The 15,100-nt window shown below is 41.8% G+C and carries 11 protein-coding genes and 1 tRNA gene; 3 read left to right on the forward strand and 9 right to left on the reverse strand.

The window, feature by feature from the left end:
• Positions 1–4 precede the first annotated feature (4 nt).
• The 9 genes from ACP26M_RS23420 to ACP26M_RS23460 form a co-directional block, all read right to left on the reverse strand.
• Positions 5–505 (reverse strand): heavy-metal-associated domain-containing protein, encoded by a 501-nt coding sequence (locus ACP26M_RS23420; protein WP_090532159.1) that lies wholly within the window; start codon positions 503–505, stop codon positions 5–7.
• Between the two features lie 69 nt (positions 506–574).
• Positions 575–964 (reverse strand): HYC_CC_PP family protein, encoded by a 390-nt coding sequence (locus tag ACP26M_RS23425; RefSeq protein WP_091167255.1) that lies wholly within the window; start codon positions 962–964, stop codon positions 575–577.
• Between the two features lie 173 nt (positions 965–1,137).
• Positions 1,138–1,818, reverse strand: a complete 681-nt coding sequence (locus tag ACP26M_RS23430) for an OmpA family protein (protein WP_090532155.1) — start codon at positions 1,816–1,818, stop codon at positions 1,138–1,140.
• Positions 1,819–2,075: 257 nt separating this feature from the next.
• Positions 2,076–3,410: a sensor histidine kinase gene (locus tag ACP26M_RS23435; protein ID WP_426583738.1), complete on the reverse strand. Its 1,335-nt coding sequence runs from the start codon at positions 3,408–3,410 to the stop codon at positions 2,076–2,078.
• A 4-nt stretch (positions 3,411–3,414) separates the two neighbouring features.
• Positions 3,415–4,098, reverse strand: coding sequence for a response regulator transcription factor (locus ACP26M_RS23440; RefSeq protein ID WP_090532151.1), 684 nt, complete (start codon positions 4,096–4,098; stop codon positions 3,415–3,417).
• Between the two features lie 9 nt (positions 4,099–4,107).
• A complete protein-coding gene (locus ACP26M_RS23445; RefSeq protein WP_139160022.1) occupies positions 4,108–5,016 on the reverse strand; it encodes a hypothetical protein in 909 nt (302 codons plus the stop codon).
• The gene (locus ACP26M_RS23450) at positions 5,006–5,347 is read right to left on the reverse strand and encodes a hypothetical protein (RefSeq protein ID WP_090532147.1); all 342 of its coding nucleotides are present in this window, start codon (positions 5,345–5,347) and stop codon (positions 5,006–5,008) included. Before ACP26M_RS23450 ends, ACP26M_RS23445 begins: the two co-directional genes overlap by 11 nt.
• Positions 5,348–5,533: 186 nt before the next feature.
• Positions 5,534–6,472, reverse strand: coding sequence for an FAD:protein FMN transferase (locus ACP26M_RS23455; protein ID WP_426583741.1), 939 nt, complete (start codon positions 6,470–6,472; stop codon positions 5,534–5,536).
• A 509-nt stretch (positions 6,473–6,981) separates the two neighbouring features.
• Positions 6,982–7,458: an Lrp/AsnC ligand binding domain-containing protein gene (locus tag ACP26M_RS23460; protein ID WP_090532141.1), complete on the reverse strand. Its 477-nt coding sequence runs from the start codon at positions 7,456–7,458 to the stop codon at positions 6,982–6,984.
• 151 nt (positions 7,459–7,609) lie between these two features.
• On the opposite strand from ACP26M_RS23460, the gene ACP26M_RS23465 reads away from it, so the two are divergent.
• The 3 genes from ACP26M_RS23465 (at position 7,610) to ACP26M_RS23475 (ending at position 14,984) form a co-directional block, all read left to right on the forward strand.
• Positions 7,610–7,721, forward strand: a tRNA-Asp gene (locus ACP26M_RS23465).
• Between the two features lie 584 nt (positions 7,722–8,305).
• Positions 8,306–11,728, forward strand: a complete 3,423-nt coding sequence (locus ACP26M_RS23470; RefSeq protein ID WP_426583744.1) for a ThuA domain-containing protein — start codon at positions 8,306–8,308, stop codon at positions 11,726–11,728.
• Positions 11,729–11,942: 214 nt separating this feature from the next.
• Complete coding sequence (locus ACP26M_RS23475; protein ID WP_426583746.1) at positions 11,943–14,984, forward strand: FG-GAP-like repeat-containing protein; 3,042 nt, start codon at positions 11,943–11,945, stop codon at positions 14,982–14,984.
• The last annotated feature ends 116 nt before the right edge of the window (positions 14,985–15,100 follow it).

Genomic DNA, 15,100 nt, shown 5'->3' on the forward strand with positions numbered 1-15,100 from the left:
GAATTTAGATAGCTAAATGATAAACGCGGCCACTTGCAGGGGCAGTATCGGTAACCTGGCCAAGGTATTTTTTTGATACCGATTTGGGTGCGAAACCATTGTCAACCACGGTAAAGCTCACATCGCCGGTAAATGATTTATCGGCAGCGTTAAGCAGGCGGTAAGTATCGCCCCCGTAGTTAAATGTATTCTCGGCAACTTTGGTATTGGCAAAATTATAAGTGGCTTTTAAACTGTTAACCGAAAATCCCGAGCCCTGAACCTTTTTGCTGATCTGCTCGAAATTTACCGGCACGTCATTTTTAAAGGTAATGAGGTAAGTGTTACGGATCAGATCAGTTTTGATCTCGCCAATAAACGGCAGTGTGCGTAATGCTTTTTCGGTTGATTTGGCGCACAGGGCGCAGGTAAGACCGCTAACCTGGAGTTCGGCTTTGGTAAATTGGGCTTTAGCTGCTGTTACTGAAAGCGCAAATATGATGATGAATATTTTTAAAGTTTTCATGTTGATCGTGTAATTAATTGTTAGAGAATAAACTATTGATAAGGTTTACCGGGTTTAACAATTAACAGATCAAATGCGGAAGATACAGTTGCGGATAAATGTGGCGATGCCCTGAACCGATGGGTCGGGAGGGCTGCGGTCATAAAATTTGTCGGAAGAAGAAGATGGCAAGGCCGGAAACAGGCTATCGAACGACCAGCTTGGCAATTCAAAGCCAAACATCTTTGCTAAAAACGAAGTTGATTCGCCCTGGTGAGCGTCTTTTACTTTTACTTCAACCTGTTTATCCTTGCAGCATTTCATTTTGCCGCCTTTTTGGTCCATTTTGCAGTTAACCGCTGGGGCATCAATTTTTACAGATGCTACATAGTCGCCGCAAATATGGAAATTAAGAGCAAAGCCCAATACTGTAACTGTATACAGCATAGTGAGTAATATCGCTCCTGATCTTTTTACCATACTGCAAAAGTAGGTGATTAACTTGTTGATTACAAAATGTTTTTATCAGCTGGAACAACGCATTGTTTAACAAATGTGCAAATAGTGATTTTGGCATATACAAAAAAGCCCCGGCTTTGTGCCGGGGACTTCCTCTTTAAACTATTAACTGATCTTATTATTTATTCACTGTGTTACTGGGCAGCTTGTTTAGCCTGCTCCTTCATTTTTTCGTTTGCCACAATGGTGATCTCAACCCTGCGGTTTTGTGCGCGGCCATCGGCAGTGGTATTATCGGCAATTGGTTCGCTTTCGCCTTTACCGGTCACTGTCATACGTGATGAAGCTACATTACCCGCAACTAAATATGATTTTACAGCATCCGCCCTCTTTACTGAAAGTGTTTGATTATAACTGTCAGATCCGGTATTATCGGTATGGCCGATGATGGTAATGTTAGTTTCAGGGTTTTTTTGTAACGACGCTGCAAGGTTTTGCAGGTTAGTTTGAGCGGCAGATTTCAAATCTGATTTATCGGTATCGAATAAAATACCTGAATCAAATTTAACCAAGATGCCTTCGCCTTCGCGGGTTACTGTGGCGCCCGGCACGGTTTGTTTAATTTCGGCAGCTTGCCTGTCCATGTTACGGCCGATAAAAGCACCTGCGGTACCACCTACAGCACCACCTATAATAGCACCTAAAGCGGTATTACCGGCAGCTTTACCAATAAACGCACCTACTGTACCACCGGCACCTGCGCCAATAGCAGCACCTTTTTGTGTTTTTGTAAGTGAATTACATCCTGAGCCTAATATGCCTGCTGTAGCTAATGCTATACCAAGGGTGGCTACTTTTAATTTAAGCGTTCTCATCGTACTTGTATAATTATGTTATACCGTACTTTTTACAAAGCAGATGCCAAAAAAAGCGGATGGCAGTATTATGCACCGCTTCTATTAAAAGAATATCCCCCATCAATCATAGCAACATTTTTTTAATGATAAGTAAAGTTAATTTCAATGAAGTAAAGAATACAGTAATATTGATTTTTGCAACACTGCCCGATTTTTAGTACAAAGCAGCAGTAAAATTTTTGCTGCAGTACAATTTGGCATGCCTTTTTGCAGTTTTAGGAAATTACTATCAGTGTAGCCGGGAAAATAAGTTTAAAGGTACTTCCTTTATCTTTTTCAGAAATTACATTGATTTCAATATCATGAAAGGCCGCTATTGATTTTACAATAGGCAGGCCCAATCCAAAGCTGTCTTGTTGTAATGACTGTCTGAATTTTTTAAAGCGGTTAAAGATCAGCGGGATGGCGTCTTCATCAATACCAATGCCAGTATCAGCTATACTGATCATATATTTATCATTTACAGTAATGCCTGTTACCTTAATGCTGCCGCCCTCATGATTGTATTTAATGGCATTGTTAATAAGGTTAAAAAACAGGTTAAAGAGTAAAAATTTATTGATGTTGACAAAATGCCAGTTCTCTGGCATCAACATTTCGTAGCTGATGTTTTTATCCTGCAGACGAATGGAGATCTCGTCGTAAACCTCCTGTAATAGTTCGGATACCGATACCTTGTCTTCTTTTAAAAACTGTTCGTTCTCTATCTGCGAAATGAGCAGCAGCGTTTTCGTAATGCTCTTCAACCGGTTCAGGATCTTTTGCATCTCCAATAACCTGCCTTTAAGCTCATCGTTGATATCCTCCTCCTCAAACATATTTTCGATTTTTGATTGAAGAATAGAGATAGGTGTCATAAGCTCATGCGATGCGTTGGAAATAAACTCCCGCTCTTTATGAAATTTATCCGCAATGGTTTCAATCATGTTATGGATACTGATATCCAGGTGCTGAAAATCTGATGTGGTAGTACGTACCTGCCGGTAGGTATGAAAATTAGGGAATTTTTGCCCTACAAGCTTGGTTTTAATAATAAGCCGTAAAGGCTTAAGTACGTAGGTTGAATATACCTGGTCGGCCAGTACGGTAAGCAAAATCATTCCCAGCAATACCTGGAAAGCTATATTTTGCAGCGGGACGCTGGTTTCATCCAAAGTATCTACACTTTTGCCAATTTCCAGCAGGTAATTTTTGTTCTTAACCTTAAAGGTATGGCTTAATATGCGATACTCTAAAGTATCCCCCTCACTAAAAAGGCGCTTACCTCTTTTTATAGTATCCAGGAAATAATCGGGATCAACTTCGTCCAGGCTGATATATTCTTCCTTAAGCGGGAGGTAGCTGCCGTAGCCTTCGCCGTTTTCGATATAGGTTTCAATGCCCTTGCTTTTTACAATTTGCAGCAGCTTGTTTTTTTGTTTGATAAGCTTGCTGTCGACATAATTACGGCTGATATTTTTGATCAATACAGGAACAAGCAATACAAACAGTATCACGATAACCAGCTTGGAGATGGCGTTGAAAAGGGTAAGTTTTGTTCCTAATTTCAAATACTCAGGCGTTGATCTTTATTTTATAACCCAAACCACGTACCGTTTCCAGCCAGTCGGGCGGGGCATAGGCATTTAATTTTTTACGGATATTTTTAATATGCGCGTCAATATAATTGCTGTCATAGTCATTATTCACCACGCTGCCCCAGATATGCTCGCTCAGCTGCATGCGGGTAAGCGTACGGTTTTTATGTAAAATTAAATAGGCTATGAGATCAAATTCTTTTTTGGTAATGGTATTAACAACGCTATTATAATAGGATATAGTACGTGCGGTAAGGTCAATCAGGAAACCACCCAGTTCAACAATATTATTTTTAACACCAAACTTACGCCTGATGATGGCCTGCATACGGCTTTGCAGCTCAAGCAACGAAAAAGGCTTAGGCAGATAATCGTCGGCGCCAAGGTCGAGGCCTTTAATCCGGTCATTGATCTCTGCGCGGGCGGTGAGTATAATACATGCCGCCTCCGAATTAGTCTTTTTTGATTCCCTGAGCAGATCAAGGCCGTCATAATCGGGCAGGCCCAGGTCTATCAATATAAAATCATAAAGGTTTGTGGCAATTTTTTCGGATGCCGAAGTGCCGTCAAAACAAACCTCGCAGATATAGTTATAGTTTGAAAGAAAAATTTCAAGTTCGTGGGCAAGTGCTGTTTCGTCTTCTATTATTAAAACATTCATGTATTATGACTAATAAAAAACGTAGTAAAAAGTTAAATTATAAAATGACTCGCGCCGGTTAAGCAATACTCCTTCTACGTTAACAGGGATAGAATATTTGTACGAAAATTCAAACGTATAATGCGGCCGGTTATAAGCCACCGGGATTTTGAAGCTGTAATTAAGCATGTTGAACCGGCGGTTACGGCTCGCATAACGCGGGTCATATTGTATAGAAATATTGGCGGCCTCGTCCCTGAAATGATGATCAAGTGAATAGCGCTGAACAAAATTCTGCGTGCCCAGGATGAAATTAAAGGAAGGGTTAAAGGAAAGAAAATCCTGGTCGTCAAAAATGCTCCAGCTGCTTTCCCAGTATTTTGAATTGCTTATGGTTAAAAAAATGTCGTTCGATTTGCCGAAAAGATAATCAAGCACGGCACTTGTTTTCAGGTAATGCCAATCGTATGAGTTTTTAAAATTGATATCATTTGAGGAGGCCGATTTAATTACCTGCGCGGCATCCCTGGCAAAAAAGAACCGCGTATAACTTACTGAGCCTGAAAAAGCCTTCGAAAATTTGTAAAAATAACCTCCACCCAAATCAACCTCGTCAACAGGGGCATAACCCAAAACCTTAAAAGCCGACCCATATAAAAAGATACCCGACTTGGTATTATAAATCAGATCGGCAGTAACAAAAGGATATTTTACCGGGCCGGTACGGCCAAAAAACAGCACGTCGCTGCCATAACTTACCCCGGCCGAAATTGACCGTTTACGAATAATGGTGTCAGAATCGGCTACTAAGGGATGCTTACCGGCAAAAAGGCGCAAATCAGTATCCGCACCAAATACGGTGCCGCTTGCAGCCATAAAAAAAAGTAAGCAAAGGTATTTCATCAATATGGTAAATTGTTTAACCGGTTTAACTGCCATTTCTCCTCGGTATTTCGGGCGGGCGCTCCATGCCTTCGGGCCGGCGCTGCCTTTTTGGTTTGGGCTTAGGCGGTACGGCATCGTCGTCAACGGTAGCCGGCTTAGCCTGCCGCTTTGCTTTGGCTATTTCTTTTATTTTTTTCTTTTCATCCTCCAGTTGCTTTTTGGTTTTGGTAGTAGTATCAGCCGCTAATAAAGTATACGACAATGCACCCGGTTTTTTGTTACCGGCATGAGCAAGTGCATCAATGTTTTTTGTAAGGGCATTGGCAAATGATATACGTGTTGCAAATATCAATAACAGGACAATATACGCAAACCACTTTATCATTGAGGAGAAGAAAAGGTAAAAATAAGGCTCAAATAACGGTCAATTTAAATGTTTACACCAAAATGAGAAAGGTACAACAAATAACAATTCATTTACAGAAGCACTTGTAAAAATGCCGATGCAAATGAATTATAACAGATCACAATTATGATGAAAGGTTTATGAGTGTACTTGAATGTTTGAAAGTCAGAGAGCGATGTCTTTTGACGGATAAACCCGGTTTTGATCATCAATAATAACGCAGGCAACCTGGTTAAGCTGATTGATCATGTATAAGCCGGCGTTAACACCTATGGTGAGTATCGGTGTGGCCAAAGCGTCGGCAAATTCGGCAGTAGGGCTAAGGATGCTTACGCTTGTAATACCGCTAACCGGAAAACCTTTTTTAGGGTTAAATACGTTGGTGAATTTTTTATTGCTGATACTTGCATATTTTTCGGCATTAACCGATGTTGCAAAAGCAAGATTACTGATCTCCAAATCAGCAAAGGGTTGGTTTAGCTGGCTAATGTCGGCATCGGCAACAGTCCAGGGCTGCAGGTTTGGCTGTAAGCCCCATGCAAGCAGGTCACCACCAAAATTGATCACGCCGCTGCTTACACCGTTCATTTGCAATACATATTTGGCCCTGTCGGCGGCGTAACCTTTGCCGTTTGCGCCAAAACCTATGCGCATCCCTTTTTCTTTTAGAAAAACAGTTTGTTTTACAGCATCAAGCACTATGTTTTTATAGCTGGCCAGTGGAAGTGTACGTTTGGCAGTTTTTACCGAAGCGTTTTCGGCTGTGTTTTCGTTAAACGCGTTATCAGCCAGGTAGGTAATATCAAAAGCGCCGTAAGTAAGTTCTGATATTTGCAGTGCCCTGTTAATGAGCCTGAAAGTTTCACCGTCGGCTTTTACCGGGGCAATACCGGCATTACGGTTTATGTGGTTGATGCTGCTGTCATCGCTAAAAGCTGAAAGCAGTTTTTCAACCCTGTTAATTTCATCAATGGCAATGTCAATTTGCTCATCGGCCAGCAGGGGGTTATTGCCCACTACACTAATCTCAAATTTATCGCCCATTAAACGTATGTTGCGTTTGTAGACTGTTAAATTATCGGTTAAAGTTTTTATAGCCAGCATAATAATAATCTTTTAAGTATCTAAAAATGAACACACAATGCACCGTAAATTACCTTACGCGAGTTTGATCAATTACGCTACATCACTCTTTTACAAAAACTAAAGTAGCGGCGCTTTATGAAATTGAGATGAAAAAGGCTTTTTAATTAATATAATTAACTGATTTTGACATTTTTTAACACTTAAATGATAAAAAGAGTTAAAGCCGAAAAAAAACGCTAACCGAAGAGGGCAAAACTGCAGCAAGATGGAACTTGGAATTTAATAAATTTTCAGCCTGGGCATTTTGTGGAAAATCTTGAAAGTAATATAATCCATATAAAACCTGATGATGTCCGTTTTATCAGCTTGTTTTATTATCGAAAATTACGGACCAATTATCAATGATTTTCCTTTTAACGTTTAATGGCCCGTTTTTTTTGGTAATTCAATTTAAGGTTTCATAAAAACAAACGCCTATAGCCCGGTAAAAACCAGGCTGTAGGCGTTTCAATAATTTGAGTAAAAATTTATTCCAGCGTTATTTGCCTCCTGATACTTTCTTCAAGCGAAATGAAGGTTTCGGTACGTTGAATGCCTCTTACACCCTGGATCTGCTCATTCAAAACTTCACGCAGGTGAGTGGTATCATGACATACAATTTTAGCAAAAATGCTCCATTCGCCGGTAGTGTAATGCAGCTCGACAATCTCTTTAATTGTTTTTAATTGCTTTACAGCTTCATTATACTGTGATCCTTTTTCGAGGTAAATACCCAGGAATGCAGTGATGTCATATCCTAACTTTTGCGGATCTACCTCAAGGCTGGCCCCTTTTATTACACCCATCTCCTCTAACTTTTTCATCCGCACGTGTATGGTTCCGCCAGAAACAATCAACTCTTTAGCTATCTCGGTGTATGGAGTGGTAGCATTTTTCATTAATATTGATAAAATCTGGATGTCAAGATTATCAATTTCTAAATTTTGAGCTTTTCTGTGGGACATAAATTTGAATATCTATATTGAAATACAAGTTTAATTAAAATTCGATTAAAAATAAAATATTTTTGTTGAAATATTTGCAAGAAATAGATAGTCCTATTAAATTTGTATCAAGCAAAAGGGAAATGCTTAATGTTCTTTAAAGTAAAAACAATGTTGGGTGGTGAAATTTTTGGCAGACACACCTCCTTGTCCCGGTGGCGGAGATCATGGAAAACCCGAAGCGGGCTAACCACTCTGTGAAGGTTCGAATCCTTCCCCAACAGCAAGTTTAAGTACAAAGTCAGAAGTCTTAAGTCAAAAGACTTAGAACTTCAGACTAACGACTTAAGACTTACAACACTGTAGGATGGTGAAATTTTTGGCAGACACACCTCCTTGTCGCGGTGGCGGAGAAATTGGGAAACTTTTAGCAATAAAAATAACCACTCCGTGAAGGTTCGACTCCTTCTCCTACAGCTCTTCTCATAATTTAGGTTTATAATTGGTTAGTAAAGGCCCCTGCCCATCAGGGGCTTTGCTGTTTTTATAGCTTTTTTATTTTGCATTCGCCAAAATATTGTAATCAGCCTAAGTCAATTGCATAACCTTATCCGGATATCTTCATGTGCAGCCTGCCGAAAAAAGCAGGAAAAGAAATAGCCTTTCTGTATATGACCGGGCGCAACAAAAACCGTCAAAATTACAGTAAAAAATAATGTGTCATTTTTACACATTGGGTATTGTTTCGTAAAGATTTAGTTATAAATTTGGTTGGCAACAATTTATTGCAATCGATTGTGGTATATTGCTGCCTTAAGTCCTGAAACCGATCCGAACACCAATTAACCCAATCTGCAATTAAGTCGATATGAAAAAAATCGTCCTGATGGTTCTTGTGGCATTCAGCTGCATTTACTTATCCTGTAACAAAACACGCCCCAATAAACCGCGCGTGCTTATCTTTTCAAAAACAATGGGCTTTCACCATGCATCCATCGATGCAGGCATAGCCGCTATCAAAAAGCTTGGCGCCGAAAATGGCTTTGAGGTAGACACTACAAAAAACTCGGCCATGTTTAACGAGGACACCCTCAAAAAGTATTCAACTGTTATTTTCTTGAGCACCACCGCCGATGTACTTGATTACAGGCAGGAAGCGGCTTTTGAACGTTATATTCAGGCGGGAGGTGGTTATGTAGGCATTCACGCCGCTGCTGATACAGAATATGACTGGGGGTGGTATGGTCGCCTGGTTGGCGCCTGGTTTTATGACCACCCGGGTATCCATGATAAAAACCCGAATGTACAGCCCGGTACTTATAATATAGTTGACGCCAACAATGATGCAACTAAAGATCTGCCTAAAGTATGGAAACGTACCGATGAGTTTTACAGTTTCCGCAAGCCATTAGCCACGGATGTACATGTACTCATTACCCTTGATGAAAATAGTTACAAAGGAGGGAAGCGTATGGGCAACCACCCTGCCACCTGGTATCATGATTTTGACGGCGGCCGTGCATTTTATACAGCCATGGGCCATACCGACGAAAGTTATAAAGAAACAGGCTACCTGAAAATGCTGCTTGCCGGTATTAAATACGCCATAGGCGAAAATAAAGAATTGGATTACGGCAAGGCTAAAACCCAGCTGCCGCCCGATGAGGATCGCTTTAAAAAGACACAATTATCAACCGGCGAATTTTTTGAGCCAACCGAGATGACCATATTGCCGAACCTGGATATTATGGTGATCCAACGCCGCGGCGAGATCATGCTGTACAAGCACGATACCCAGAAGGTAAAACAGGTTGGCTTTTTTGATGTGTATTGGAAAGCCCATGTACCCAATGTAAATGCCGAAGAAGGGATGCTTGGCCTGGCTAAAGACCCTGAGTTTGAAAAAAACAACTGGATTTACATATATTATAGTCCTGCCGATAGTTCGGTAAACCGCCTTTCAAGGTTTACGTTTAAAAACGACACACTGGATAAAAAAACCGAGAAAGTTATTTTAGAGGTAAAAGCGCAGCGCGAGATCTGCTGCCACACAGGGGGCTCGATAGCCTTTGGTCCGGGGCCTGATAAAACCCTGTTCTTCTCGGCCGGAGATAACTCAACTCCGTTTAATGAAAAAGGACAGAAATATGTAAGCAGTGGCTATGCTCCGCTTGATGACAGGCCAGGGCACTTGCAATTTGATGCACGCCGCTCGGCCGGTAATACCAATGACCTGCGCGGTAAAATTATGCGTATCAACCTTAAGGATGATGGTACATATGAAATCCCGGAAGGTAACCTGTTCCCGAAAGGTACACCGAAAACCCGCCCGGAGATTTATGTAATGGGCGACAGGAACCCTTACCGGATCTCGGTAGATCAGAAAAACGGCTACCTGTACTGGGGCGAAGTGGGGCCGGATGCGCATAATGACAGCCTTGACAACCGTGGCCCCATGGGATACGACGAGGTTAACCAGGCTAAAAAAGCGGGCAATTTTGGCTGGCCATATTTTGTGGGCGATAACAAACCGTACCACCTTTATGATTATGCCACAGGCAAATCGGGCCCGGCGTTTGATCCTAAGCACCCGGTTAATAACTCGCGTAATAACACAGGTTTAATCGATCTGCCGCCGGCACAACCGGCATTTATCTGGTACCCTTATGGCCCATCAGCAGATTTCCCGCAGGTTGGCGCAGGGGGCAGGAACGCTATGGCTGGTCCGGTTTATTATACCGATATGTTCCCCGAAGAAACCCGCCTGCCTGATTATTATAACGGCAAGTTCTTAGCATACGACTGGATGCGCGGCTGGATAAAGGCCATCACGCTAACTCCTGAAGGTGATTTTGACAAAATGGAACCTTTCTTCCCTAAATTGAAGGTAAACTCCATGATTGATATGGAGGTTGGTCCCGATGGCAGGCTTTATGGTTTGGAGTACGGCAGTGGCTGGTTCTCACATAACCCGGATGCAGGCCTGTTCCGCATTGACTATATCTCCGGAAACCGCCCGCCTGAAATTTCATCGTTCAAGGCTGATAAAACATCGGGTGTGCTGCCATTTACAGTTAAGCTGACTGCCAAAGCCGCTGATCCGGAAAAAGATAATATTTCTTACACCTGGAACCTTGGCAATGGTGTTACTAAAGAAACAACCACCCCATCGCTTAGCTATACTTACACAACAGTTGGCGATTACAAAATTACTGTTGAAGCAAAAGACGATAAAGGTGCAGCAAGCAAAAGCGCGCCGGTTGGGATTTACGCAGGTAACGAGCAACCAACTGTTACTATCGCTATTACAGGCGGCAATAAGTCATTTTACCTGCCTGGTGTGCCGTTCAAATACGCGGTTAACGTAACCGATGGACCTGACACCAAAGCGATAGATCCAAAACGCATTTATGTTGGGCTTGATTATATCGAAGGCTTCGATAAAGCACAATCAGCCACGCAGCATGAGCAGGGCGAGCCCGAAAATCGTGGCAAAACCCTCATGCTAACTATGGATTGCAAAAGCTGCCACAAAGAAGACGGCAAATCCATAGGCCCGTCATTTGTTCAGGTTGCGGCCAGGTACAAAAAAGATCCTAATGCCATGGCCAAACTCACCCAAAAGGTAATTAAAGGTGGTGCCGGCGTTTGGGGTGAAACAGCCATGTCTGCCCATCCAAACATTAAGCAAGGCGACCTTGATCAGATCATTAACTGGGTACTTTCGCTCGATAACAGCAATCAGAAACCTTCGTTAGCGGCATCGGGCACTATTATGCCTGCTCCGCCCGAAAAACAACAAGCGGCGGCGCTGGTATTATCGGCTAAATACACCGATGATGGCGGTAACGATATTAAGAAATTAACAGGTAGCAGCATTGTATCGTTAAACAGCAGTACTTACCAGTTTAAAGGCACCGAGAAATTCAACGGGTTTACCGCCTTTAAATACAATGGCATTAACCTGATGATCTATCCGGCTACCGACGGTTGGTTTGCATTGGAGAATATCGATTTAACAGGCGTACGCTCCATTAACCTAACCAATTTCTGGCAAGCACCACCAACTGCTCCGCTTAATTTTGAATTAAGGCTCGATTCGGAAACAGGAACCCTTGCAGGTAAAGGAAGTATGCCTGTGCCTGCTAAGGATGCTAAAGGCGGCGCTGTTCACCTGGTACTTACGCCGGTAACTGACGGTAAAATGCATAAGCTGTTCTTTATATACAAACCGGCAAGTAAAGCCGCTATGACAGCAGGGGTAACATCAGTTGTGTTTAGTGCGAAGTAGCTTTCACGTGTTATGGCGGGCGGAGTTACGAGATTATCATACTATTCGCTGGCATAATTTTATTTAGATCTACAAAATCAAAAAACCGTATCATAAAATAAATGATACGGTTTTTTGATTTTGCGGTTAATGCGTCGGCATTATTAAGACGGTTTCGGATCGTTTTTAATATTATATCTTAGTGCAAATTTTGAACTTGAACCTTGCACTTCTTATGATATTACAACGGATCGGTGCCTTTTTATTATCATTTCTGCTACTTATAACAGTTAACGCCAATGGCCAGGCTCCGGCTATAAATGCATTTTCCCCTTCAAGCGGTCCTGTTGGTACAATTGTTAATCTCGATGGCGCCAACTTTAATGCAAATGCTTCCGGTAATACGGTTTATTTTGGACCGGTAAAGGCAAATATTATATCGGCAAGTAATACACATTTAACTGTTAGCGCTCCCAAAGGTGCAACTTGTCAGCCCATTACTGTTACCAATAATAGACTTACCTGTTACTCCAAACAGCCTTTTATTATAACGTTTAATAGTACACCTTTTACTGCCAGTTCATTAAACGGAAAGATTGATTTTCAATCGGGTAATTACCCTTATGGTCTTGCCATAAAGGATTTGGACGGAGACGGTAAGGCCGATATTGTATGCGTTAACAGTGGCGGCAATAATGTTTCGTTTTTAAAGAATAACAGCCAGCTGGGTGTACCAGTCTTCACACTCGCCACTCAAAAAGCAGTAAATAATTATTCAAATGGCTTAGCTGTTGATGATTTAGACGGGGATGGTAAACCAGATGCTGTAGTTGCAAACTTTGGCAACAACACTATTTCTATATTCAAAAATACGTCTGCTAATAATCAGATCAATTTTGATAATGCTGTTACATTTAATACAGGGCAAAGTCCCTACGCTATCGCGATTGCTGATTTTAATGGGGATGGTAAACCTGATCTGGCAGTTACCAACGAGTATAGTTATCCGTCGTACATTTCGATATACACTAATTCAACGCCGCCAAACGGCCCGATTTCTTTTTTAGCAGAAAGGGATTTTCCTTCATTAACCAATTCCAGAGGGATCAGCGCTACCGACGTAAATTTAGATGGCAAAGCAGATCTTATTGTGGCCAGTCAGGACGGTTTTGTCTCGGTATTTAAAAATACCTCTGCCGGCAGCACCATCAATTTTGATGCGAAAATTGACTACAGCGTGCCGTCAAGTGGCGGAGGGGCTGAAAGTGTTGTAGTTTTAGATTTTGATGGAGATTTAAAACCGGATATTGCAGTTGCTGATAATAATTTGCCTGGTAGTGTTTCCGTATGGAAAAACAATAGCTCGGCAGGTTCAGTTTCTTTTGTAAGCAGGCAGGATTTTTCTACAGGCCAAAACCCTTTTAGTATTTGCGCCGGAGATATCAATGGAGATGGTAAACCAGACCTTGCCGTAACCAACCAGGTTGATAATTCGATATCGGTACTTATAAACAGCAGTTCGTCGGGCAATATTAATTTTAATAACAAATTGGATTTTGCGACTGGTAATTATCCAAGAAGCGCTGTTATGGGTGACATAGACGGAAGTGGCAGGCCCGATCTTATTGTTGGAAACAACGCAGGCAGCACCGTGTCGATATTGTCGGCAAACAGCCAAAAACTGCCGTCAATAATTACTTTCCCGCCTCCCGAAACGATGAATATCGATAATGATAATATTCTGCATCCGGGAGCAACAAGTACAAATACTGAAACTCCTATTATCTATACAAGCAGTAATCCCGCTGTTGCTTATGTAGATGCAAACGGCTTGATCCATGTTATTGCTCCGGGTGTAACGGTAATAACTGCTTCGCAAAATGGCAATGATAATTATGACCCGGCAACTCCGGTTCCTGAAACTTTTACGATTAAGGAGAAACTCTTGCTCGTTTTCCCTCCGTTTGCAAACAAAACTACCTGTACCACCGACTTCAATGCCAATGTTAGCAGGAGCAATGCTACAATACCTGTAATGTATACCAGCAGCAATCCTGCCGTCGCTACCATAAATGCCCAGGGACTAATCCATATTACAGGCCCCGGATCCACTATTATTACGGCAAATCAAAGCGGCGACGACTTGCACAATGCCGCCACTCCTGTGTCACAGCAGCTAACCGTTATTTTGCCGGTTAGCCCGGCAGTAACTATAGCCGTCGATAATAGTCCTGTATGCGAGGGGACATCCATTAACTTTACCGCAACTCCAACAAATACGTCGGGCGGCACAATAAATTATCAATGGCAGATAAACGGCGTAAATACAGGAACAAACAGTCCGGTACTCACAATAACTTCGGCTACAACTACGGATGTTTTCGCCTGTACTATCACTGAAGTTGGCTCCTGCACGTTATCAGCCAGTTCAAATAATATAACCAACATAATCTTTTTGCCTTATAAAACCCCATCAGTGGTTATTACGTCGTCCGTTCAAACCCCGGTATGCAGCGGTACATCTGTCAGCTTCGCAGCGGTGCCAACTCCTGCAGGCGGCAATGTAATTTACCAGTGGAAAGTTAATGGCATACCGGCAGGAAATGGATTACCCACTTTTACCACTAAAACACTCAGCAATAACGACAAAGTGAGCTGCGATATAACCAATACCAGCAGCCCCTGTCTCGTTAACGCCTATGCAACATCAAACGTCATTTCAGCAGGCATAATTGGCAACTCCGGTCCTTCATTAACGGTTTCAATAAGTGCTTCCGAAAATAACATTTATGAAGGCGCCCTGGTTAGTTTTGTAGCTACATCATCAAATGCAAGTATGGTAAGCAACTACCAATGGCAGGTAAACGACATAAATGCTCCAAATGGCAACAGTTATATATTTAACACCAACCAATTAAAAAACAATGATGAAGTAACTTGCATAATTACCAGCACCGATGCCTGTAGCATACCGGTAACAAGTAGCCCAATTAAAATAACGGTACAACTTCTAAATGTTACTATACCCAATACGTTTAGCCCAAATGGCGATGGGGTAAATGATTTTTGGAGCATTCCTGCTTTATCCAACTATCCTAATTGTTCTGTGAGGATTTTCACCCGTTATGGGCAGGCGGTATATGATACAAAAGGATATGGTAAACCCTGGGACGGGACTTATAAAGGAAAATTATTGCCGGTATCAACCTATTATTATATTGTTAAACTGGATAATAAAACCCAACCTTTTAGCGGATATGTTACTATCATCAGATAGAGATTACAACCTAATCATTGGTAATTACTTTTAATTAGATATAAAACAGGGCTGTTCATGATTTATGACAGCCCTGTTTTATATTAATCAACATGTCCCTCACAGACATTATCAAC

Source organism: Mucilaginibacter sp. R-33 (assembly GCF_049949235.1).
Classification (GTDB): domain Bacteria; phylum Bacteroidota; class Bacteroidia; order Sphingobacteriales; family Sphingobacteriaceae; genus Mucilaginibacter.